The following is a 21,582-nucleotide window of genomic DNA, read 5'->3' as shown; positions in this document are numbered from 1 at the left end:
TTAAGAATTCGTACTAATTCGTATACGATAATTCTTAAGGATCGGTGTTTTTATATTAACTTTATTTTAACCACTTAATAAACTGTTCGTTCATTCTCACCAAATCAGCATAAAACATGTTTCCTCCATTACTATATAAAAACCCTCCATTATAAAGCAATGCCTGCGGACGATTATAACGGTATGTTTTTTGTTCCGTATTTCCAAGCAATGGTGACAGTACTTCTTTTGAATACTTTTCTGCTAGGTGAATCGAATTTTTCCCGCCGCGTTCTTTCACAAATTGAATATAATCTAACCCAAAATTATACGCTTGAACAGCTGTCCAAATATCACAACCTGCTTCATTGGCTTGATCGATCGATTGGGCTAAAAACGCCACTCCATTATCAATGCTTTCTTTGGTTGTTCCGATCATATGCCGCTCGCCATATGCACTCTCACTACTTTGCATCAAGTCCTCTGTACGACCTTTTGATTCAGTATAAATAATAGCTAAAACTAAATTTTTGTACTCTGGAATATTATTCTCTTTCACTGCTTGTTCCACTTCATCTTCGTAGGTCATCACCTGCTGAACGTTTTGGCGAATCTTAAAACCAAAATAACCTAAACTAATAAGCAGTAATAGTAAAAACAAAAGTAACAATCTTTTTACGATTTTCATCCATGTGCCCATCTTATCATCCAACCTTTTTATAAGTAGATTTCATCATACTTTATTATTTAAAAAAAATCTAAAAAAAGAGTCATTCTTTAGTATTCTTTAATAAAAATTTGAAATTCTATTTAACCATTTTAGTTTGAAATCTAATTAAAAACAGATATACTAAGGAAGTCAGGTGGTATGGATATGGAAAAACAAAAAAAATTACTAATAGCTGTTGATAATAGTTTCATTTATTATGAAATATCAGGTACAGGTTTTCCCCTGTTTCTCCTTCATGGAAATGGTGGAAGTGGAAAATATTTTGAGAAACAAGTTCCTGAATTCAGTCGCCACTTTACTGTTTTTACAATTGACAGCCGAGGGCATGCTCGTTCAACAAATAATAGTAACATCCTCTCCTTTGATCAAATGGCAGAAGATATTTATTTAATTATGCAACAAGAACACATTACACAAGCAAATATCGTTGGCTTTAGTGATGGTGCGAACTTGGCAATGGTTTTTGCAAAAAAACATCCTGAAATGGTTCATCGTTTAGTTTTGAACGCTGGCAATACCGAGGTTGAAGGAGTCCATTTACCGATAAGATTGATTACATCCATTCAATCTATTTTTTTTAAACTTTTTGCATTATTCAGTAAAAAAGCGCAGCGACAATTACTTCTCACTCGCTTAATGACGCACGACATTGGTGTTTCTAGGTCTGATTTGCGGAAACTAACAGCCAAGACCTTAGTGATTGTTGGTAAATACGATATCATCAAACGCTCTCATTCAATTTATTTGGCAAAAAATATTCCGAACGCTTCATTTGTTTTAATTCCGAAACAAGGACATTCTTTTGCAAAAAAAGATCCAAAAACATTCAATCGAGAAATTTTAAAATTTTTACAAGAAAAGTAGGTGCTATTAAATGAAAAAATTGCTTCAATGGGTTAAAGATCGTATGAGCTATTTTAAAACTATTTTTATTTTTTCAATTGTTATTATTGTTTTACGTGAATTACTCTCTATCGGCAAAACAATCTCATTCAAACAGCTTGGGGATATTTTTCAAGATATTGCTATTTGGAAAATTGGGTTGATGTTGCTGATCGGTCTGATTGCTGTCATTCCGATGATTGGATATGATGTGATTCTGAATAAGATTTTAGACCAAAAACCAAAAAAATCTTTTCTTATAGAAACCAGCTGGATGATCAACACGATCAATAATATCGCTGGATTCGGCGGTTTGGTCAGTATCGGATTACGCTCAGAATTTTATGGCAAAGAAAAAGATGGCAAAATGGTGGTTAAAGCACTCTCGAAAATTCTGATTTTTCTTATGTCAGGTCTATCTATATATAGTTTGATTGCTTTTTTCTTAGTGACGTTTGGCCATACAAATGATTACCTTCAACAGTATTGGATTTGGCTTATCGGAGGAGGTTTATACTTCCCAGTTGTTTTAATCACAAGTTTGATCAGAAAAGACGAATATATCGGTGATATTAATAATCAAACACGGTTTGGACTTATTTTAACTTCATTTTTAGAATGGACTGGTGTTGTAGGAAGCTTTTTACTGATTGGTATCTTAATGGGAATAAACATGAACCCGATTCAAATCATTCCTCTGTTTATAGCAGCTTCAGTGATTGGGATTGTCTCAATGATTCCAGGTGAACTTGGGAGTTTCGATATTATGATGATCCTTGGCTTATCAGCTTTGGGTATTAATCGAGAAGTTGCAGTCGCTTGGATTTTACTTTATCGTTTATTTTATTATATAGTACCATTTATTATTGGAACCATTTTCTTTATAAAAAATCTAAGTCATATTTTAAATAAACGCTATGCTGGAATTCCAAGAGAATTAACGACAGCATTAGCACATAAAATCGTTGTTTTTCTCATGTATTTTTCGGGTATTATGATCGTACTTTCGGCTACAATTCCAGAAGCATTCAGTCAGTTTGAGTGGTTAACACGATTAAACCCACTTTCATTTCATATTATCACGCAACTCCCTGCTATTTTATTGGGTTTTTTATTGCTGATTATGGGAAGAGGGATCGCTGCCAGAGTCAAACGGGCTTATCTACCAACTATCGCTTTAATTCTAATAACGTTGATTTATACTTTTATTAAAGATTTCAGTTGGGGGATCATTTTATTTCTCACTCTTCTACTGATAATCGTCATCTTTTCTAAAGGAGAACTATTCAGAGAACAATTAGTCTATTCTTGGGAAATGGTCACTATTGACGGTATTATTTTTCTTGCATTAACTATTTTATACATTGTGATCGGTGTTTACAATTTACCGACATTCCCGCATCATAAAAATCACTTTATATCATTCTTTTTCTTTCCATCAGAAAAAATTTGGTTCTCTGGCTTTATGGGAATTTTGTTAGTGACGTTGTTTAGTTATTTGTTCATCCGATATCTAGAAGGTAGCCGTCACAAAATCGGCACTCCACTAGACGATGATCGTGCGCTTACTCTTTTGAATACGTACGGTGGAAATACCGATAGTCAGCTGATTTTTCTAAAGGACAAAGATATGTACATTTATACAAATCAAGATAATGAAGATACTGTGTTATTACAGTTTAAAACACTGAATAATAAGTGTGTCGTCATGGGAGATCCTTCTGGTAAAAAAGAAGACTTTCCAGCAGCTATGGAACAATTCATTAACGAAGCTGATCGCTTTGGCTATCTTCCTGTTTTCTATGAAGCATCTGAAGAAATCGTGATGTTTTTACATGAATTTGGTTATGATTTTATCAAAATGGGAGAAGAAGCCCATGTGGACTTACCGAATTTTACGTTATCTGGGAAGAAGATGAAAAGTGAACGAGCGGTTATGAATCGTTTTAAAAAAGAAAATTATCAATTTGAAGTGCTACAGCCTCCTTTTTCAGCAGAGTTGATACAAGAACTAAAATTAGTCTCTGACGAATGGTTAGGTAACCGAAAGGAAAAGGGCTTCTCATTAGGGTTCTTCTCTGAAAGCTATTTACAACGCGGAAAAATAGCGGTTGCTAAAAACCAAGACAATCGAATTGTAGCATTTGCTAACATTATGCCAACTTATACCAAAGAAGAAGGCACGATTGATTTAATGAGATACAGTAAAGAAGCGCCATCTGGTGTTATGGATTATTTGTTTATCTCGTTATTTAGCTATATGAATGATGAAGAATTCACATACTTTAATTTAGGAATGGCCCCACTATCTAATGTTGGAACATCCAGAAAAAGTTTTATTCAAGAACGAATTGCTTATCTCGTTTATGAATTTGGATCACGCTTTTATTCGTTTCGAGGACTACGTGATTATAAAGAAAAATATGCTACAGAGTGGGTCTCTAGATACACGTTATACTCGCGAGACAGCTTTATTGCGTATGTAATGATCGCATTATTGATCATAGATAATGCCCCTATCGAAAAACAAAAGAAAGTTCATGGTGTTCGTCGAATTCTTATAAATAGATATCATCGATAAATCAACAGACTTTCTTTCATCATGTATAAAAAGAGGATACTACATGCACTTATCAGTGTGTGCAGTATCCTCTTTTATTTTGTTATTAGTTCAAATTTATCATTAAGACAGGCTGTTCCTGAAATACTAATCTGATGTAAGCCTCGGCTATCCCTTATAGCACGAACTGAAACAATTCCTTCTCTTTTTACATGTTTTCCTTGAGAAACACGGATTTCTTTACTTTTTTTCTCTATATAAATATGATTTAACGCATAAGCACCCATTACCCCTGAAGCGGTTCCTGTCACTGAGTCTTCCATTGTTCCAGAAAAAGGAGACGAAAAATGCCGTGCTGTAAAAATCCCATCTTGTTTCGAAATAATCGCAAAAGGATGAACAGAAGACTTTGGCATTTTCTTTAAAATATCTGGAAAATTTTCCGAATTTGGCTTCATCTTATCTAAAACTGCTTCATTGCTCACTGGAATAAGTAATGTCCACGATCCTGTGTTTCCATATTGGATTGGAAACTTAGGGTGTAGATCTTCTAGTTGAATTCCTATACTTTTACAAAGGGCTACCTTGTCACCTGAAAACTCAATAAACGTTGGTTCTGCTTGCTTCATTATGATTCTTTGTATTTCATCATCATACATAATCGGTAAAATACCTGCACCTGTTTCAATCTGCAGCTGACGATCACCTTTTCCATTAAACAAAGCAAATATTGCGCCAATCGTTGCATGTCCGCAAAGTGGTGTTTCATGACCAGGCGTAAAATACCTTAATTTGATAGCGGCAGCATCACTTTTACAAACAAAAACAGTTTCATTAAAACCAACTTTTTTTGCAATTTTTTGCATTTCTTCTGTAGTAAACTTATCTCCATCCAATACAACACCTGCTGGATTTCCTTGACCTGGGATTTGTGTAAATGCATCTACCCTCAAAACATTACATCTCATCTATTTTTCCCCCACTCTTTTTCCAATTAGTATAGCACAGATAAATCACTAATAATTTATGTAAAAAAAAGAACCTCTGATCAACCGTAACAGAGATTCTTTTTTTGTTATTTTTCTATTTCAGTAACAATACCTGAACCAACAGTCCGTCCACCTTCTCGAATGGAGAAAGTTGTTCCTTGTTCAACTGCAATTGGATGAATCAATTCAACATCGATTGTTACATTATCTCCTGGCATAACCATTTCAACGTCATTCGGCAATTCAATAATCCCTGTTACATCCGTTGTCCGGAAATAAAATTGTGGGCGATAATTTGTAAAAAATGGTGTGTGTCTCCCCCCTTCTTCCTTTGTTAATACATAAACTTCAGCAACAAATTTTGTGTGCGGAGTGATCGATCCAGTTTTTGCAATGACTTGTCCGCGTTCTATTTCATTACGAGTGATCCCTCGTAAAAGAATTCCGACATTATCCCCTGCTTCACCTTTATCTAATGTTTTACGAAACATTTCAATACCCGTAACTACCGCTTTTTGTGTGTCAGGTTTAATACCGACAATTTCGATTTCGTCTCCAACGCTTACCTTCCCTCGATCAATACGACCAGATGCAACGGTCCCTCGACCAGTAATTGAAAAAACATCTTCTATTGGTAACAATAAAGGTTTGTCCGTATCTCTTTCTGGCGTAGGAATATATTTATCCACCGTATCCATTAATTCCATAATGGCCTCTTCAGCAGCCGAGTCCCCTTCTATAGCTTTCAATGCAGAACCTTTGATAATGGGTGTAGCGTCACCTGGAAAATTATATTCGTTTAACAACTCACGAATTTCCAATTCTACTAAGTCGATTAATTCATCATCGTCTACTAAATCGATTTTATTAAGAAATACTACCAAGTATTTTACCCCTACTTGACGCGATAATAAGATGTGCTCTCTTGTTTGTGGCATCGGTCCATCTGTTGCTGATACAACTAAGATTGCACCGTCCATTTGAGCTGCACCAGTGATCATATTTTTCACATAATCCGCATGTCCTGGTGCATCGATATGTGCATAATGTCTTGACTCAGTTTCATATTCCACATGTGATGTATTGATTGTAATACCTCGTTCACGTTCTTCTGGCGCTGCATCAATACTAGCATAGTCTTGCGGGTTTGCTAGGCCTTTTTTTCCTAATACTGTTGTGATTGCAGCAGTCAATGTTGTTTTCCCGTGATCGACATGTCCAATTGTGCCGATATTTACATGTGGTTTACTTCTGTCATAATGTTGTTTTGCCATAATTTACAAACCTCCTATTTTGTTTAAAAGTCATGTAGACAATCAGTTGAAAATTGACCATTACTGACCTTTATAATGCCATTATATCTCTTTTAAATACTTGTGCAACTTATTTGCTTACTAATTGTAAGTATGCGAAAAATGATAAACACAAAAGAGACTAGTGTATAACTCTACGAGTTATACACTAGTCTTAAGGAATTCAAATGAACATTTGGAACAGAAGCAACGCCCTCTTATTCCTCGAGTTAAACACTTCAGTCTCATCCTCGAGTATTACAATCATACATTACTTACTTTTCATAAAACTGATCCATCTTATGTTCAACAGTTTCACCGCATACATTCGCAAATTCTGCTGACAGTCGTCGAAGCTCTATTGCATCTTCCAAAGAAATATCTTCAGTTCGAAATTTTTGGATAAGTCCTACTAATCGTTCTGTATGTTCGTTCATGCCACTACCACCTCTTTTTCTCAATCAATCACTTGCTCATATATTGTTTCATCATAAACTGTTAAAATGAATTTTTCTTTATAAGATTTTGTTGTCTCTTTTATTGATTCTATCAAGTGAGATTCGCAATCAATATAAAGGATGATTGCTTCGAAGCGATCTTTTGTCTCTTTTAAAAAGCGTGTTAAATCCTCAATGGTGCTTTGCATGGTCATTGTTTCATAAGCAGGAATTTGCTTTGCTCGAATAAAATTATGTGGAATTCCTCCAGAATATCCAATAATTGCGATTTTTTTCCCCGTGTGCTCTTTTTTTACTAATTCCCAAATTTTATCAATTTTTCTTGGATTATTTCCTTTAATTATAATCATGTGATTCTGCTCCTTCTATTCATCATATTAACTCAATATGACACAAAGAAACCGTATGATCATCAACTGGCACTTCTTTGTGTCCAGCTTTATTCATGCAAGGTAATCTCCTCCTAAATTTAAAAGCTGAACAGACTCACACCACTTTAACTGAAAAATAGGATAAAAAGAAGCTAGCGTTTTGCTCGCAATCAATTTTTATCTTTTTTCTGACGAGTTAGCCTTTACAGCTAGATAACCTAATACAAATACACTCTAACCATATCATAGAAAAAAAATAAAGCAACTATAGAAAAAAACTACCTAAGAATTTCTCTTAGATAGCTTTTAATCTACTATTTTACAATTACTTTACCAATAGAATCATTAGCTGAAGTTGATTGATTTGATTTAACTAAATCATAATTTTCAACGACATCTTGGTTTGTAAAGACAACGATCAAATCAGATTTTTTACCCGCTGCATCTAAAGCCGCTAGGTCGATCGTCGCAATTTTGTCACCTTTTTTCAAAATTTGACCTTCTTCAACATTTAAAGTAAATGGCGCACCTTGCAGCTCAACAGTATCCAAGCCCATGTGTAACAATACTTCAATGCCAGATTCTGTCTGGATCCCTAAAGCGTGTTTTGTTGGGAAAATACTTGTGACTTTACCTGCTACCGGCGTATAAACTTCACCATCACTCGGTATAACTGCAAATCCGTCACCCATCATTTTTGCTGAAAAAACATCATCTTGAACATCTGAAATTGGAATAACCTTACCGTTTGCAACAGCGTACAACTCAGTTTCTTTTACAGATGCTTTTGGTGCTACTTCGACTTCAGGCTCTACTACAGTTTGACTTGTAACAGGTGCTGCACCATTACGTATTTTATTCATTTCATCTGCTACAAATTGAACTTCGGTCCCTACGATCACTTGAATATTTGTATCATCGATAACTTTAACACCTGGAACCCCAGTTGCTTTTATTTTTGCTTGATCAACTTTTCCAGTGTCACTAACAGTTAAACGTAAACGAGTTGTACAGTTATCGATTGACGTAACATTAGCATCGCCACCAAGACCTTGATAAATTTTGTTTGCTAAAACCGCAAATTTATTATCACCAGTTGTGTCGATATCTGGTGTTACTTCGTCTTCACCTTCTTCGCGACCTGGAGTCATCAAGTTGAATTTTTTGATTGCAAAATCAAATACGAAGAAGTAAAGAACTGCCATCACTAACCCTTGAACAAGTAACATATACGGTTGATTTGCGATTGGGTTGCGTAAACTTAAAACAAAATCGACTAATCCTGCACTGAAAGCAAAACCTGCTGTCCAGTGGAAAAGTGCAGAAATAAATAGTGAAATTCCTGTCAAAACAGCATGTAAAACATATAATGGCCATGCAACGAACATAAATGAGAATTCTAATGGTTCAGTAATACCAGTGAAGAAAGATGCAAATGCTGCTGCGATCATTAATGATGCAGTCGCTTTTTTCTTTTCAGGACGAGCATTACGATAAATTGCATAAGCTCCTGCTGGTAAACCAAACATCATCATTGGGAAGAAACCAGCTTGATACATACCAGTAACTCCTTTTTCCCCAGTACCAGATAAGAAGTTTCCGATATCATTGATCCCAGCTACGTCAAACCAGAATACTGAGTTTAACGCATGATGTAACCCTGTTGGAATCAGCAGACGGTTAAAGAAGCCATAAAGTCCAGCACCGACAGCTCCTAATTTAGAAATAGCTTCACCAAAACTTACTAATCCAGAGAACACAACTGGCCAAATGAAAAATAATACGCCAGAAGCGACTAACATCGCTAATGCAGTCATGATTGGAACCAGTCGCTTACCACTAAAGAAAGATAACGCCATCGGTAATTTTACCTGACTAAATCGATTATACATTGCAGCTGCAATTAATCCTGACAAAATTCCGATAAATGCATTACCGATTTTAGCAAAAGAAGGATCTACTTCTTCAATCGGAATACCTTGCATTGCACCAACAGTTGCAGTTGAAAGTAATGTGGTTACTACTAAAAAGGCAACTAAACCACTAAGAGCCGCTGCACCGTCTTTATCTTTAGACATACCTAATGCTAAACCGACCGCAAATAAAACTGGTAAATTATCAATAATCGCACCACCTGCTTTAACTAAAAAGACAGATAGAAAATTCGGATCTCCTAAACCAGTCATTACGTTAGGATCAATCCAATACCCAATACCCATTAAAATCGCTGCAGCTGGTAATACGGCTACAGGAAGCATCAATGAGCGTCCCATTCTTTGCATATATGCTTTCATTTTTATCTCTTCCTTTGTCTTTTATTTGATCATCTTAAGCCGTTCGATATGAATAGCCAGATAACCTAATTCTTCATTTGGTACTTGGTAGTGAAAATTTCTCATTAACAAAACTTGAACTTTTTTCGATATTTCGTAACTTTCCGCATATTTTTTACGGACAACATCTAAAATCTCATCATCTAAAACAGCATACTGACTTTGTTGAAAACGGTGAATAAATAAGCGTAGGTGATTGACCAATCGTGAATAACTCAAACTCATTTTTTCGTCATGAATATTGATTCCTAATTCTTGCTCTATCAAATGAATAATTTCTGAAACAATGGTAACTTCACGAATACTTTTACTATTATCCGTTCGTCCACTACGAGCACTATGAATATGGATTGCAATATAACCCGCTTCGTCATAACTAAAAGGTATCTCCAATGTTTGTGTCAAATAATCGACTGCCCATTGCGCTATTGAAAACTCTTCACTGTAAAGAATCTCAATTTCATGCAAAAGTTTGTTTCTCACAATGATATTGTTTTGAATATTCTCTGCGGCAAAGGCAATATGATCACTTAACCCAATATTGATATGTTCATTCAATTTTTCACCAAGTACAATCTCTGCATGCGCAATAATTTCCTCTGTAACAAAAAAATATTTTTCATCAATTTGTGATAATAAAACTTGGAGCTTCTTCAAGCCTTCTGGTTCCATTACAAACATTCGTTCCACTTGTTGTGGAAATAACAAATCATTTTTCTTTTTGTTAAAACCTACGCCTTTACCAACTGCTACTTTTTCCTGCCCAGCGTCAAAGACGAGCACAGCATTTTGATTAAGTACTTTTTTGATTTTCATAAACATTCCTCTTCTGCAGAAGTAGATTGTTCGTTTTCCTGTTGTAAGACAACAAAAAAAGCATAGAACAATCCCGTCAAAATATGAGTATATCATATTTTTTTGAAATTCTTCCATGCCTAGTATTATCTAGTCACATGAAAACGCTATTTGTTTTTTGTTAACAGTGATAGTTTACAAACATATAGACCATTTGTCAATCATTTTAATTTAATTTCGTTAAAACATGAGCGTTCTCAAAACGAGAACACTCATTCATACTTATGCTTTATTCTTTTTCTTCAGGATCAGCATACTCATCTTCATCATCAAAGTCATCATCTACATCGTCTTCATCGATGATTGTAAGGTCTTCTTCAATCCCTGGTAACACTTCTTCTTCATCATCAGAATCTGCTCCGATTTCTTGAAGATCTGAGTTATAAGCTTTAATCTCTTCATCTTCTTCATCGTCATCATCATCGTAAAGAATATCGTCATCATCATCCGTTAATTCAGCATCTTCCGGATCATCATCATTGTAGTCGATCACATCTTCATCGTTAGCATCAATAATGAAGGCATTAACTTTCTTACGTTTTCTACGGCGTGGTTTATCTTCTTCATCTTCTTCCAAACCATGTGTTACTTCTTCGTCGATAGAATCGATTGGATACCATGAGCGCAAGCCCCAACGGTTATCTCCTAGAGAGATAAAACTGCCATCAATATTTAAGTCAGTATAAAATTGTGCTAAAGAGTCACGAATTTCGCTGTCAGATTTTCCAAGATAATTTTGAATTTGGTTTACTAAATCAGAGAAGTCCATCACATCTTCACGTTGTTCTAAAATTGCGTGCGCAACTTCGATCATGGATAATTCATCTTTGTTCAACCCGTCAAATACATTAATTTCCAAACGGTACACGTCCTTTCACAGTCTACTCCTTATCATACAAAAACATGAAGAAAAAATCAATTGATTATTGCATAATTAAGCAGTAAATTCTAGTTCTAAATGATATTCTCCGATTTTTTCTGTTTGAGAATACAAATCATAATCAATTAAAATACTTCCAGCAACCGGCTGATCCTTAAGACTGAAGCGTAAATTACGCGTAAATGTGGTAATTTGGAATAAACCATATGGTGTTTTGTAACTAGTATCCAAACGCTCTTGATATGCAAACTTAAGACGCATTCTAAGTCCGCCTGCACGAATCAATTGAATTTTACCATCTGGTTCAACTTTGATCGTTACAGGAACAGCATCCCCTTCTTCTTGCTCTTCTTTATAGCGGATATACAACGTATCGCCAATTTTTACGATTTGACCTTCCAAATCAAAATAAAAGTTTTTCTTCTCACCAGCTTGATCTACTACTGTTTTCAATTGAATTGATACTGGTGTTCCTTGTGATAAATCCATTAAAAGCACTCTCCTTAATTTAAAAGCGTAGCGGGCTCGTCCAGTCTCGGCTGAAAAATAGAAAAAATTGATTGGGAAGCTTTTTGTCACATTCTATTTTTATTTTTTTCTAAAGAGCTATTCTCTAATAAGCTAAGCAACACAAAATTTTTATTTTGCTAATCCTCAAACCAAAGCTTCCGCAATCAGTTGATCAACTACTAAAATAGTACAACATTTGCCAAGTAATAATGGTTTGATGCTTTCAGCTTTTTCCTCACCACAGCCAATGACCATCACATCTGGTATATTCACCAAATCTTCCACTTTAATCCCTAACATCCGCTCACATATTTCATTGTTCACTGTTTGACCATTTTTGTCAAATAAGGACGCTACTGCATCACCTTTGACACCAGATTGTTTTATGATTGTTAATTCTTTTTCGGTTATATAGCCAAGCTGTTTCCATGTGGAACTTTCGTTTGGGTTCCCTACACCAATAATCGCAAAATCAACATTTTTAGCTTGTGTCATTGCTCGGCCGACTAATTGCGATCGGTTTAAAACATTTGCTAACTCACTATTCTCTGCTAATGCAGGAGCATAAAAATATTGACAACGACTATTTAGTTTTTCGGCCAATCGAAAAACCAAATGATTTGTATCAAAATATAGATGCTCACTTGAAACACCCCCGACCAAAGGGCAAACATTGATCGTTGGAAAAGATTGATACGGTACCTCATCGATCATATCAGCCAACGTCGTTCCCCAAGATAATCCAATGCTCATTTCGGATTTTAAATGCTCCTTAAAGTAAAATGCGGCGGCTCGACTAACGTCTAATTTTATTGTTTGTGCGTGCTTTTGTTCATTAGTCGGTATGATGATCACGTCGTCAAGTTGATATTTTTTTTCTAAACGCAATCCTAGTTCCACTGCATAAGCAGATTCATCTTTGATTGAAATTGAAACAATCCCTGATTCTTTGGCTTGTTGCAAAATTTTTGAGATTACTGGTCTAGAAATCCTCATTTTTTTTGCAATGACAGCTTGCGTTAATCCTTCTTCATAATACATTGTTACAATTTTCAACATTTTTCTACGGTCTTCACTGATTCTCATAGCTAAACCTCGACCTCTGGTATAATTTGTTTTATCGCTTCGACGATTGACTCTACTTGAGGTATTGCATATGTTTCTAATAATTTTTGTGCTGGCATCGGGACAAATTCTCCACCCAGACGAACAATGGGTGCTTTTAAATTCATCACCAATTTAGATTCTGCAATAATTGATGCAAGTTCTGCACCGAATCCACTACTTTTAACAGCTTCAGTTGCAATAATCACCCGTTGCGTCTTTTTAACAGACGTCAGAATTGTTTTGTGATCAAGCGGGACAAGTGTTCTTGGATCAATGACTTCGATGGAAACGCCAAACTTCTCTACGATTTCTGCCGCCTCCAACGCTTTACTGACCATAATTCCAGTGGCAATAATGGTTATGTCTTTACCGCTTCGTTTAATATCAGCTACACCAATCGGTATGCTATAAGATTCTTCTGGAACTCTTCCAATCGTTTTATATAGTAATTTATGCTCATAAAACATGACCGGATTGTTATCTTTGATAGCTGCATGTAGTAATCCTTTTGCATCATACGCATCGCTCGGCTGAATGACTTTCAATCCTGGTATATGTGCCGTCCAATTTTCCAAACTTTGTGAATGCTGAGCTCCAGCTCCCGTACCTGATCCAGCAGCTGTTCTCATGACTAAAGGAACATTGGCTTTACCACTGTACATATAATGGATTTTAGCCGCTTGGTTGACTAATTGATCCATTGCAACAGTAATAAAATCTGAAAATTGTAATTCTATTACTGGACGCATCCCTGTCATGGCTGAACCTACTGCAACACCAGCAATTGCACTTTCTGATATTGGTGTATCACGAACACGTAGTTTCCCATATTTTTCCTGAAGTCCTTGTGTCGCACCAAAACCACCACCGTAAACACCGATATCTTCTCCTAAAAGAAAAACACATGCATCATTAGCTAACGCTTCATCCAACGCTTCATTGATTGCTTTTAAATAAGTAATTGATCTCATATGTCATCCTCCGCATAGACATGCGTCCATAGATCTTTAACGGTTGGCTCACTGTCTTGTTTTACAGATGCCACCAAATCAGTCAGTTCCCTTCTGATTGTTATTTCCAAACGTCGAATTTGATCTTCATCTGCCTTCTTATCTTGAATCAATTGACTTTCAAGACGTAAAATAGGATCATTATTTTCTTTCCAGTCAAGATACTCATCTTTAGAACGATAGATGAGCCTATCTGATTTTGAGTGTCCTTTATGTCGATACGTCAAGGCTTCGATCAACGTCGGACCTCCGCCTTTTCTTGCCTTGGAAACTGCTTTTGAAACCGTTTCTGATACTAGGCTTAAATTATTGCCGTCAATCGTTATCCCTTCAATTCCATAACTTTTACCACGATCCGAAAGCTTCTCGATATTGACCATCTGCTCAATGGAACTACTCATTCCATATTGATTATTTTCAATAAAGTAAATAACAGGTAATTGCCAAATAGAAGCTAAATTTAGGGCTTCATGAAAACTTCCTTCATTTGTGGCACCATCTCCAGCATAGCATAAAACAACTTGATCCGTTCCTTGCATCTGCGCACTTAAAGCAGCACCAGCAGCGATTGGAAAACCTGCACCCACAATACCATTTGATCCTAAATTACCAACATCCAAATCAGCAATATGCATACTACCGCCTTTGCCTTCATTCGTCCCAGTTTTCTTCCCTAATATTTCGGCAAACATACTTCTGATATCAGTTCCTTTTGCAATACAATGTCCATGATTTCTATGTGTAGAAACAATCCAGTCACTTTCTCTTAAAATTCCTGCACCACCGACCGCTGTTGCTTCTTGTCCAATACAAAGATGCATCGTGCCATGTAGTTCTCCAGCTTCGAAAAGCTCTTGAATTAATTCTTCAAAAATACGAATTTCCCACATTTTTTTCAAAGCTTCTAGCTCTTCAATTGCTTTGTCTTGTTGAATCTCGATTGTCTTTGACTTCATCCTCTCACCTCATTTACATTTGTTCTTTAAGGGATCATATGTAAACATATTATAATTTTCTTTGACCGATAGCAAGATTTTCTCTTCATTTTTTCTTTAATTTAAACATTTATCCACTTTCCACGTTATTTATACATACATAAGCATGATTTTTCTTTTAAATCGTATATAATAGAAAGTGGAGGTGGAAACATATGTTATTTCACGATGAAGAAGCGATGTTATTTTGCATGCATTGCCAACAAGAAACACTCCATGGTATTCAGTATATGAACGAGATCATTTCCAGTATTAAATGTACAAAATGTCATAACCAAATGAGTATCGATATTGATGCAATGAATCAATTTCACTATTATCTCTACGAACGCCTAATCTCTAAGCCAGGTCGTTTGTCAGAAGAAGCTCGACATGATTTTAGTAAATTTTTAGCCACCATGCCGATGAGGATCATTAGTAAACCGATGCGTTTTACGAATGAATATAATCAAATGAATAAAGAAGTAAAGGATTACGTTTCTCGCGTAAAACAGGATGAAGACAAAGATGACTAATTTAACCGAACTATTTACAACTGATACCATTTTTTTGTATGATCAGGCTTGTTTGACCGAAAAAGACTATTTTCTTCCTTTTGCCTTGACAGATACATTGACAACCTTCTCCGGGCTTAATGAGCAGCCTATTATTCACTTTTGGCAACTTGACCAAGCTATGATTCTTGGTATGAAGGATACTCGGGTAACTGATCTAAACAGTGGTCTTATCTCATTACGACAAGATGGTTACAATAGTGTGATTCGTAATGCTGGAGGCCTTGGTGTGATCGCGGACACTGGTGTTTTAAATGTATCTTTGATTCTACCTAATCAAGACAATAGAAAAATGAGCATCGATGAGGCTTATACTCATATGTGGAATTGGATCAAATGTGCATTCGAAGATTCAATACATGATATTAAAGCTTTTGAAATTAGTGAATCTTATTGTCCTGGTACATTTGACTTGAGTATCCATGGCAAAAAATTTGCAGGAATAGCTCAACGGCGTGTGAAGAATGGAACAGCCATCATGATTTATTTAAGCGTCAACGGAAACCAACAAAAACGTGGTGAAACGGTTCGTCGATTTTATGAGGCTAGTTTGCAGGAAAATTTCGGTAAAAATGGTTATCCTCCTGTCGATCCATCTGTCATGGCGAATTTGGAAGACCTCCTTCAAAAAAGATTAACCATAGCGGAAGTGAAAAAACAATTAATTAGCGTATTATTAGATAACAGTCAAATTACGATTGATAATCAAATCGTCCCTACTCTATTGACTTCCGAAAAGTTCACCACTGAAATAGAGAAACAAATTAAAAAAATGCAACAAAGAAATCTATTACTTAATTAACGTTGTTTTAATATCATACTATCTCAAAAAGCAGCAAAGAACCAAAAGAGACAATAAAACAAGTGCCGTTGTTCTTACAAATTCATTCGTTTAAAAAAAAGAAATAGCGCGCCATTAATGAAAAGGAGTGAATCAATGTCAATCCCTTACAAGTATCAAATTTTACCGATTGAAAAGGTCTTTAGAGACCCCGTTCACAATTATATCCATGTACAACATCAAGTCATTTTAGACCTGATCAATTCAGCAGAAGTGCAGAGATTACGTAGAATCAAGCAACTTGGAACTTCTTCTTTCACCTTCCATGGTGCCGAGCATAGTCGTTTCGCCCATTCGTTAGGTGTTTATGAAATAACCCGACGGATTTGTGATATCTTTCAGCGTAATTATTCCGCTGAACGCTTAGGGGAAGATGGTTGGGACGATAGTGAACGTCTAGTTACACTTTGTGCTGCTTTACTGCATGATGTTGGTCATGGACCTTATTCTCATACATTTGAACATATTTTCAACACAAATCATGAAGAGATCACAGTAGAAATCATAACTTCTCCAGAAACTGAAGTCTTTCAAATACTGAATCGAATTTCAGCCGATTTTCCAAATAAAGTTGCAAGTGTCATTACTAAAGAGTACCCTAATCCCCAAGTTGTTCAAATGATTTCCAGTCAAATTGATGCTGATCGGATGGACTATTTATTACGTGACGCTTATTTTACAGGAACTGAGTATGGGACTTTTGATTTAACGAGAATTTTACGAGTGATCCGTCCATATAAAGATGGATTGGCTTTTGCCATGAATGGAATGCATGCAGTAGAAGATTACATTGTAAGTCGCTATCAAATGTATGTTCAAGTTTATTTTCATCCTGTTTCTCGTGGTATGGAAGTTATTTTAGACCATTTACTTCATCGTGCAAAAGAATTATATGAGCAACAGCCTGAGGATTACCTATTGCATTCTCAGCTTCTCGTGCCTTTTTTTAAAGGAAATTTTTCATTACAAGAATACTTGAAGTTGGACGATGGAGTATTGAACACGTATTTTACCCAATGGACATCGTTGCCTGATCCGATTCTGAATGATCTAGCTAATCGCTTTTTAATCCGTAGACCGCTTAAATCTGCAACATTTTCTGGCAATCGGGATTCTGTGACTATTCGTCATCTACAAATGTTGATTGAAAAAGTAGGGTATAACCCGAAATACTATACTGCCATCAATTCAAGCTATGACTTGCCTTACGATTTTTATCGTCCGGAAAAAAATAGTCATCGTACTCAAATCGAGATCATGCAAAAAGATGGGACTTTAATCGAACTATCTAAAATCAGTCACCTCGTTGCGGCTCTTGCAGGACAGACACAAATCGATGAACGTTTTTATTTTCCAAAAGAAATGGTTGACCCAAAAAGACAGCAGCATTATGATTTATTTGATGACACCTATCGTGAATTTGCTGCTTATATTCATAACGGTGCATTAGTTGAAGGAAAAAATTAAAGAATATTTTTACAGGAGGATGTTATGACAGTCAAATTAGTTGCAATCGATATTGATGGAACCTTACTTGATTCTAACAGAAAGATTAGTTCGAAAGTGAAAGAGACACTACAAAAAGCCAATGAAAATGGAATGTATATCGTTTTATGTACTGGACGACCTTTGCCAGGTGTGAAAGAACAATTAGCAGAACTAGATTTGTATGGGGATAATGATTATGTGATCACCTATAACGGTTCCTTAGTTCAGGCAACAAAATCTAATGAGATCATTTCTCGTTATACATTAAGCCATGATGACTTTTTAGAAATTGAATCCATGGCCCGCAAAGTGGGAACTCATCTGCATACTATCGATGATAAAGCCATCTACACAGCTAATAGAGATATTGGTAAATACACGGTGCATGAAGCATCTTTAGTAGATATGCCCCTTAAATACCGTACAGTTGAAGAAATGACTCCTGACATGTCTATTATCAAAATGATGATGATCGATGAACCTGAAATTTTGGATAAAGCTATTGATCAACTTCCAGAAGCATTCACTAATAAATACACAACTGTTAAGAGCACCGATTTTTATTATGAGATTTTGAATAAAGAAGCAAGTAAAGGAAATGCTTTAGCCAAACTTGCCGAACATCTAGGGATTTCTCAATCAGAGACAATGGCTATTGGAGACAACGAAAATGATTTGTCGATGATTGAATATGCTGGTATTGGCGTTGCTATGGGCAATGCGACCGATAGTGTCAAACAAGCAGCTGATATTCAAACAACCAGTAATGATGAAGACGGCGTTGCTGAAGTTTTATTGAAGTATATGTAGTCATAGAGCTTTTTAAACAGTTTGCGGTGATTCCGCAGACTGTTTTTATGTAGTATTGCCTTTCCTAGTTTTTCAATAAAAAAAGAAAACAAATCATACGTGACTTGCTCTCTTTGCTTATTCCGAATTCTCATTGATTGGCTGTCCATTTACGCACCGCCCATTTATGACTTCCACGTTTTAGTAAAGTCACGCCTTCATCCACTTTTACCCAACAAATTGTATTGGTTTTTTCCAAAGGTTCGCAGACTTGAGTCCAACTTTTAGCAACAAAAAAGTACCCAGGATTATAATAATCTGTACCCCGGTGTCTTGAATGAAAATACTCATCTGCTTGCCCAAGATACTCATCAATAACCACTTCGATCCCAAGTTCTTCGATCATTTCTCGATTGATCGCAGTTTCTTTGGTCTCCCCCGCTTCGATTTCTCCACCCGGCAAAAAATAGGCGCCATTTGGTGCCTGTATCAACACTATTTCGCTTCCCACATTTCTTGATACAATAATATATGCGCCTAGCCTTTTTTTATAGACCAACGTTTCCATTTTTTCACCGAATGATGGTATTTTCATAAAAGCAACTCCTTTTCTTTTAACTTGATTTTACATGAGAAATTTCTCATGAACAAGTAATATCGTATCATTTCACTCACAATTCCACTAAAGTTTATGCTAATATGAAAATACTAGCAGTTTACTTAAAGTAATCTGCGGTACTATTTACTTTTGAAAGGAAGATGACTCATATGAAAATGGCTCACACTTGTGTTCGTGTCAAAGATTTAGAAGCGTCGTTGAAATTTTATCAAAAAGCATTCAATTTTGAAGAAAGCCGCCGCCGCGATTTCCCAGAACATAAATTTACTTTAGTGTATCTAACATTACCTGGTGATGATTATGAACTAGAATTAACGTATAATTACGATCATGATGCTTATAACTTAGGAGATGGTTATGGTCACATCGCTATTAGTACAGATGAAATCGAGAAATTACATGCTGAACAAAAAAATGCTGGTTTCAATGTTACTGACATGAAGGGCTTACCAGGAACACCTCCATCTTATTACTTCATTACTGATCCTGATGGGTATAAAATCGAAGTGATTCGTACTCGTTAGTACCAAAAAGACAGTTGATCATCATTTAGGCTTTGCCCCAAATGATGACTAACTGTTTCTTTTTCACTATTTTTCCTATTACTTTTTGATTTATGTCTACCTAAAATCAAATTCTACCCCTTATTTCATAAAAAAGTGATACACTGTTATTCTACATATTAATCGAGGACGTGATCAAATGACAAAGATTATCGGCATAGCTGGAAATCAAATTATCCAATCCGTTGATGTCTTCAACGGTAACCATGTAAGTTATACACCACAAGCATTTGTAACTGCTATTCAAAAATCAGGCGGATTACCGATTGTTTTACCAATTAGTGATGGACAAAATGCTGCAGCATATATTTCTAAAATCGACAAATTGTTATTAGCAGGGGGACAAGATATTTCTCCTGATTTTTTTGGAGAAGAACCGCATCCGAAACTTGAAGAAACCAATCGTAATCGTGATGTCTTTGAATTAGCATTAATCAAAGAAGCCATCAAGCAAAAGAAACCTATCTTTGCAGTATGCCGTGGTATGCAACTGTTGAATGTTGCTTTAGATGGAACATTATATCAAGATCTTTCGTTGTATTCTGACTGGACAGTTAAACATGGTCAGGAGCCGACCCAGCCACAATTTGCTACACACAGCATTCAAATGGAAAAAGACAGCATTCTTCATCAACTTTTTGGAGAAAAATACCATGTCAATTCTTATCATCATCAAGCTATTAATTCCCTAGCTCCTTCTTTAAAAATTACGGCTAGATCATCTGATGGAATTGTGGAAGCAATTGAGTCAGTAGAGACTGATCAAAGAATTTTAGGTGTTCAGTGGCATCCAGAACTTCGCTTTGATGTAGATAAAAATGAGTTTAAGTTATTCGACTACTTTGTAAATCAACTATAAAAAAACAGGGCTGAGATAAAAGTGATTTCTACTTTTATCTCAGCCCTTAAATGGTAACAACTCGTTCAGACCATCCTTTTTTCTGATTAAAAATCAAAATTATCTGGATCTGGACCTAAGCGTTCATTCGTATTAAGCGCATTGATTCGATGAATATCTTCATTTGTTAGCTCAAAATCAAAAACATCAAAATTTTGTTTGATTCGATCTTGATGAACCGATTTTGGAATAACGATAATATCACTTTGTAAATGCCATCGAATAATCACTTGTGCTGCTGTTTTATTATATTTTTTTCCGATTTCCACTAAAGTCGGATTCTCTAAGATTTTACCTTGTCCTAATGGAGACCAAGCTTCAACTGCGATATTATTCTCAGCTAAAAATTTACGTAAAGGTTCTTGTGTCAAGGTAGGATGAAGTTCAATTTGATCAACCATCGGCACAACTTCAGCATCTTTTAGTAAGTCCTCAATATGGTGTTCATGGAAGTTAGAGACACCGATCGCTTTAGCACGTCCACTTTGATAAATTTCTTCCATAGCGCGCCACGAATCTTTATATTTCCCAGCCACCGGCCAATGAATCAAATATAAATCAACATAATCCAAACCAAGTTTAATTAAACTCTCGTCAAATGCTTTCAGAGTTGAATCATAGCCTTGGTCAGCATTCCATAATTTGGTTGTAACAAATATTTCTTCTCTCGGAACACCTGACGTACGAATTCCTTCACCCACGCTGACTTCATTTTTATAGGCTGCTGCAGTATCAATCAAGCGGTAACCTGCTTGTAATGCCCATTTCACTGAATCAACTGCCTCTGCTCCGTCTTTTACTTTCCATACCCCTAAACCTAAACGCGGGATAACTGAACCATTCTCTAATACTTTTGTTTTTTCAAAAGACATTTTTTTC

Annotated in this window: 22 protein-coding genes; 8 read left to right on the top strand and 14 right to left on the bottom strand. The window is 35.9% G+C overall.

Annotated features, from left to right (window positions below; all coding sequences use genetic code 11):
- Positions 1 to 61: 61 nt before the first annotated feature.
- Entirely contained in the window at positions 62 to 679 is a 618-nt protein-coding gene (locus tag IGI43_RS00970) for a lysozyme family protein (protein ID WP_438755946.1), read from the bottom strand.
- A gap of 174 nt (positions 680 to 853) precedes the next feature.
- On the opposite strand from IGI43_RS00970, the gene IGI43_RS00965 reads away from it, so the two are divergent.
- A complete protein-coding gene (locus tag IGI43_RS00965) occupies positions 854 to 1,573 on the top strand; it encodes an alpha/beta fold hydrolase (RefSeq protein WP_438755945.1) in 720 nt (239 codons plus the stop codon).
- Positions 1,574 to 1,583: 10 nt separating this feature from the next.
- Positions 1,584 to 4,172: a bifunctional lysylphosphatidylglycerol flippase/synthetase MprF gene (gene mprF, locus IGI43_RS00960; RefSeq protein WP_438755944.1), complete on the top strand. Its 2,589-nt coding sequence runs from the start codon at positions 1,584 to 1,586 to the stop codon at positions 4,170 to 4,172.
- A gap of 74 nt (positions 4,173 to 4,246) precedes the next feature.
- Here the strand turns inward: mprF and IGI43_RS00955 are convergent, their stop codons facing one another.
- The 11 genes from IGI43_RS00955 to IGI43_RS00905 form a co-directional block, all read right to left on the bottom strand.
- Positions 4,247 to 5,119 carry a PhzF family phenazine biosynthesis protein gene (locus IGI43_RS00955; RefSeq protein WP_438755943.1) on the bottom strand — a complete coding sequence of 291 codons (873 nt, stop codon included), beginning with the start codon at positions 5,117 to 5,119 and terminating at the stop codon, positions 4,247 to 4,249.
- Between the two features lie 107 nt (positions 5,120 to 5,226).
- On the bottom strand, positions 5,227 to 6,414 hold the full coding sequence (gene tuf / locus IGI43_RS00950; protein ID WP_438755942.1) for an elongation factor Tu: 1,188 nt from the start codon (positions 6,412 to 6,414) through the stop codon (positions 5,227 to 5,229).
- 293 nt (positions 6,415 to 6,707) lie between these two features.
- Positions 6,708 to 6,869: a hypothetical protein gene (locus tag IGI43_RS00945; RefSeq protein ID WP_438755941.1), complete on the bottom strand. Its 162-nt coding sequence runs from the start codon at positions 6,867 to 6,869 to the stop codon at positions 6,708 to 6,710.
- A gap of 20 nt (positions 6,870 to 6,889) precedes the next feature.
- Positions 6,890 to 7,240, bottom strand: coding sequence for a hypothetical protein (locus IGI43_RS00940; RefSeq protein WP_438755939.1), 351 nt, complete (start codon positions 7,238 to 7,240; stop codon positions 6,890 to 6,892).
- Between the two features lie 335 nt (positions 7,241 to 7,575).
- Entirely contained in the window at positions 7,576 to 9,555 is a 1,980-nt protein-coding gene (gene nagE, locus IGI43_RS00935) for an N-acetylglucosamine-specific PTS transporter subunit IIBC (protein ID WP_438755937.1), read from the bottom strand.
- A gap of 21 nt (positions 9,556 to 9,576) precedes the next feature.
- Positions 9,577 to 10,410, bottom strand: coding sequence for a PRD domain-containing protein (locus tag IGI43_RS00930; RefSeq protein WP_438755936.1), 834 nt, complete (start codon positions 10,408 to 10,410; stop codon positions 9,577 to 9,579).
- Between the two features lie 268 nt (positions 10,411 to 10,678).
- Positions 10,679 to 11,308, bottom strand: a complete 630-nt coding sequence (gene rpoE / locus IGI43_RS00925; RefSeq protein WP_438755935.1) for a DNA-directed RNA polymerase subunit delta — start codon at positions 11,306 to 11,308, stop codon at positions 10,679 to 10,681.
- Positions 11,309 to 11,383: 75 nt separating this feature from the next.
- Complete coding sequence (locus tag IGI43_RS00920) at positions 11,384 to 11,818, bottom strand: DUF1934 domain-containing protein (protein WP_438755934.1); 435 nt, start codon at positions 11,816 to 11,818, stop codon at positions 11,384 to 11,386.
- Positions 11,819 to 11,983: 165 nt separating this feature from the next.
- A complete protein-coding gene (locus IGI43_RS00915; RefSeq protein ID WP_438755933.1) occupies positions 11,984 to 12,925 on the bottom strand; it encodes a sugar-binding transcriptional regulator in 942 nt (313 codons plus the stop codon).
- 2 nt (positions 12,926 to 12,927) lie between these two features.
- Positions 12,928 to 13,917 carry an alpha-ketoacid dehydrogenase subunit beta gene (locus tag IGI43_RS00910; RefSeq protein ID WP_438755932.1) on the bottom strand — a complete coding sequence of 330 codons (990 nt, stop codon included), beginning with the start codon at positions 13,915 to 13,917 and terminating at the stop codon, positions 12,928 to 12,930.
- Entirely contained in the window at positions 13,914 to 14,912 is a 999-nt protein-coding gene (locus IGI43_RS00905; protein ID WP_438755931.1) for a thiamine pyrophosphate-dependent dehydrogenase E1 component subunit alpha, read from the bottom strand. Before IGI43_RS00905 ends, IGI43_RS00910 begins: the two co-directional genes overlap by 4 nt.
- Positions 14,913 to 15,106: 194 nt before the next feature.
- Between IGI43_RS00905 and IGI43_RS00900 the strand changes: the two genes are divergently transcribed.
- The 4 genes from IGI43_RS00900 to yidA all read left to right on the top strand — a co-directional run bounded on the left by IGI43_RS00900 (position 15,107) and on the right by yidA (position 18,644).
- Entirely contained in the window at positions 15,107 to 15,466 is a 360-nt protein-coding gene (locus tag IGI43_RS00900; RefSeq protein ID WP_438755930.1) for a hypothetical protein, read from the top strand.
- Positions 15,459 to 16,307, top strand: coding sequence for a lipoate--protein ligase family protein (locus IGI43_RS00895; protein ID WP_438755929.1), 849 nt, complete (start codon positions 15,459 to 15,461; stop codon positions 16,305 to 16,307). The genes IGI43_RS00900 and IGI43_RS00895 overlap by 8 nt, the downstream gene beginning before the upstream one ends.
- 135 nt (positions 16,308 to 16,442) lie before the next feature.
- On the top strand, positions 16,443 to 17,813 hold the full coding sequence (locus IGI43_RS00890) for an HD domain-containing protein (RefSeq protein ID WP_438755928.1): 1,371 nt from the start codon (positions 16,443 to 16,445) through the stop codon (positions 17,811 to 17,813).
- A gap of 24 nt (positions 17,814 to 17,837) precedes the next feature.
- On the top strand, positions 17,838 to 18,644 hold the full coding sequence (gene yidA, locus IGI43_RS00885; RefSeq protein ID WP_438755926.1) for a sugar-phosphatase: 807 nt from the start codon (positions 17,838 to 17,840) through the stop codon (positions 18,642 to 18,644).
- A gap of 130 nt (positions 18,645 to 18,774) precedes the next feature.
- Here the strand turns inward: yidA and IGI43_RS00880 are convergent, their stop codons facing one another.
- A complete protein-coding gene (locus IGI43_RS00880) occupies positions 18,775 to 19,218 on the bottom strand; it encodes an NUDIX hydrolase (RefSeq protein ID WP_438755925.1) in 444 nt (147 codons plus the stop codon).
- A gap of 173 nt (positions 19,219 to 19,391) precedes the next feature.
- Between IGI43_RS00880 and gloA the strand changes: the two genes are divergently transcribed.
- Positions 19,392 to 19,766, top strand: coding sequence for a lactoylglutathione lyase (gene gloA / locus IGI43_RS00875; protein ID WP_438755924.1), 375 nt, complete (start codon positions 19,392 to 19,394; stop codon positions 19,764 to 19,766).
- 178 nt (positions 19,767 to 19,944) lie between these two features.
- A complete protein-coding gene (locus tag IGI43_RS00870; RefSeq protein WP_438755923.1) occupies positions 19,945 to 20,664 on the top strand; it encodes a gamma-glutamyl-gamma-aminobutyrate hydrolase family protein in 720 nt (239 codons plus the stop codon).
- Between the two features lie 86 nt (positions 20,665 to 20,750).
- Here the strand turns inward: IGI43_RS00870 and IGI43_RS00865 are convergent, their stop codons facing one another.
- Positions 20,751 to 21,575 carry an aldo/keto reductase gene (locus IGI43_RS00865; protein ID WP_438755921.1) on the bottom strand — a complete coding sequence of 275 codons (825 nt, stop codon included), beginning with the start codon at positions 21,573 to 21,575 and terminating at the stop codon, positions 20,751 to 20,753.
- Positions 21,576 to 21,582: the final 7 nt, after the last annotated feature.

Source organism: Enterococcus sp. AZ126, from assembly GCF_051714545.1.
Lineage (GTDB): Bacteria > Bacillota > Bacilli > Lactobacillales > Enterococcaceae > Enterococcus_L.
The sequence above is the reverse complement of the archived record's forward strand: the minus strand, read 5'-3'. Positions and strand labels throughout refer to the sequence as shown.

Excerpts from the sequence above, each read along its gene's own strand:
- IGI43_RS00970 (WP_438755946.1), bottom strand. The coding sequence starts at position 679 with ATGGGCACATGGATGAAAATCGTAAAAAGATTGTTACTTTTGTTTTTA.
- IGI43_RS00965 (WP_438755945.1), top strand. The coding sequence starts at position 854 with ATGGAAAAACAAAAAAAATTACTAATAGCTGTTGATAATAGTTTCATT.
- mprF (WP_438755944.1), top strand. The coding sequence starts at position 1,584 with ATGAAAAAATTGCTTCAATGGGTTAAAGATCGTATGAGCTATTTTAAA.
- IGI43_RS00955 (WP_438755943.1), bottom strand. The coding sequence starts at position 5,119 with ATGAGATGTAATGTTTTGAGGGTAGATGCATTTACACAAATCCCAGGT.
- tuf (WP_438755942.1), bottom strand. The coding sequence starts at position 6,414 with ATGGCAAAACAACATTATGACAGAAGTAAACCACATGTAAATATCGGC.
- IGI43_RS00945 (WP_438755941.1), bottom strand. The coding sequence starts at position 6,869 with ATGAACGAACATACAGAACGATTAGTAGGACTTATCCAAAAATTTCGA.
- IGI43_RS00940 (WP_438755939.1), bottom strand. The coding sequence starts at position 7,240 with ATGATTATAATTAAAGGAAATAATCCAAGAAAAATTGATAAAATTTGG.
- nagE (WP_438755937.1), bottom strand. The coding sequence starts at position 9,555 with ATGAAAGCATATATGCAAAGAATGGGACGCTCATTGATGCTTCCTGTA.
- IGI43_RS00930 (WP_438755936.1), bottom strand. The coding sequence starts at position 10,410 with ATGAAAATCAAAAAAGTACTTAATCAAAATGCTGTGCTCGTCTTTGAC.
- IGI43_RS00920 (WP_438755934.1), bottom strand. The coding sequence starts at position 11,818 with ATGGATTTATCACAAGGAACACCAGTATCAATTCAATTGAAAACAGTA.
- IGI43_RS00915 (WP_438755933.1), bottom strand. The coding sequence starts at position 12,925 with ATGAGAATCAGTGAAGACCGTAGAAAAATGTTGAAAATTGTAACAATG.
- IGI43_RS00910 (WP_438755932.1), bottom strand. The coding sequence starts at position 13,917 with ATGAGATCAATTACTTATTTAAAAGCAATCAATGAAGCGTTGGATGAA.
- IGI43_RS00905 (WP_438755931.1), bottom strand. The coding sequence starts at position 14,912 with ATGAAGTCAAAGACAATCGAGATTCAACAAGACAAAGCAATTGAAGAG.
- IGI43_RS00900 (WP_438755930.1), top strand. The coding sequence starts at position 15,107 with ATGTTATTTCACGATGAAGAAGCGATGTTATTTTGCATGCATTGCCAA.
- IGI43_RS00895 (WP_438755929.1), top strand. The coding sequence starts at position 15,459 with ATGACTAATTTAACCGAACTATTTACAACTGATACCATTTTTTTGTAT.
- IGI43_RS00890 (WP_438755928.1), top strand. The coding sequence starts at position 16,443 with ATGTCAATCCCTTACAAGTATCAAATTTTACCGATTGAAAAGGTCTTT.
- yidA (WP_438755926.1), top strand. The coding sequence starts at position 17,838 with ATGACAGTCAAATTAGTTGCAATCGATATTGATGGAACCTTACTTGAT.
- IGI43_RS00880 (WP_438755925.1), bottom strand. The coding sequence starts at position 19,218 with ATGAAAATACCATCATTCGGTGAAAAAATGGAAACGTTGGTCTATAAA.
- gloA (WP_438755924.1), top strand. The coding sequence starts at position 19,392 with ATGAAAATGGCTCACACTTGTGTTCGTGTCAAAGATTTAGAAGCGTCG.
- IGI43_RS00870 (WP_438755923.1), top strand. The coding sequence starts at position 19,945 with ATGACAAAGATTATCGGCATAGCTGGAAATCAAATTATCCAATCCGTT.
- IGI43_RS00865 (WP_438755921.1), bottom strand. The coding sequence starts at position 21,575 with ATGTCTTTTGAAAAAACAAAAGTATTAGAGAATGGTTCAGTTATCCCG.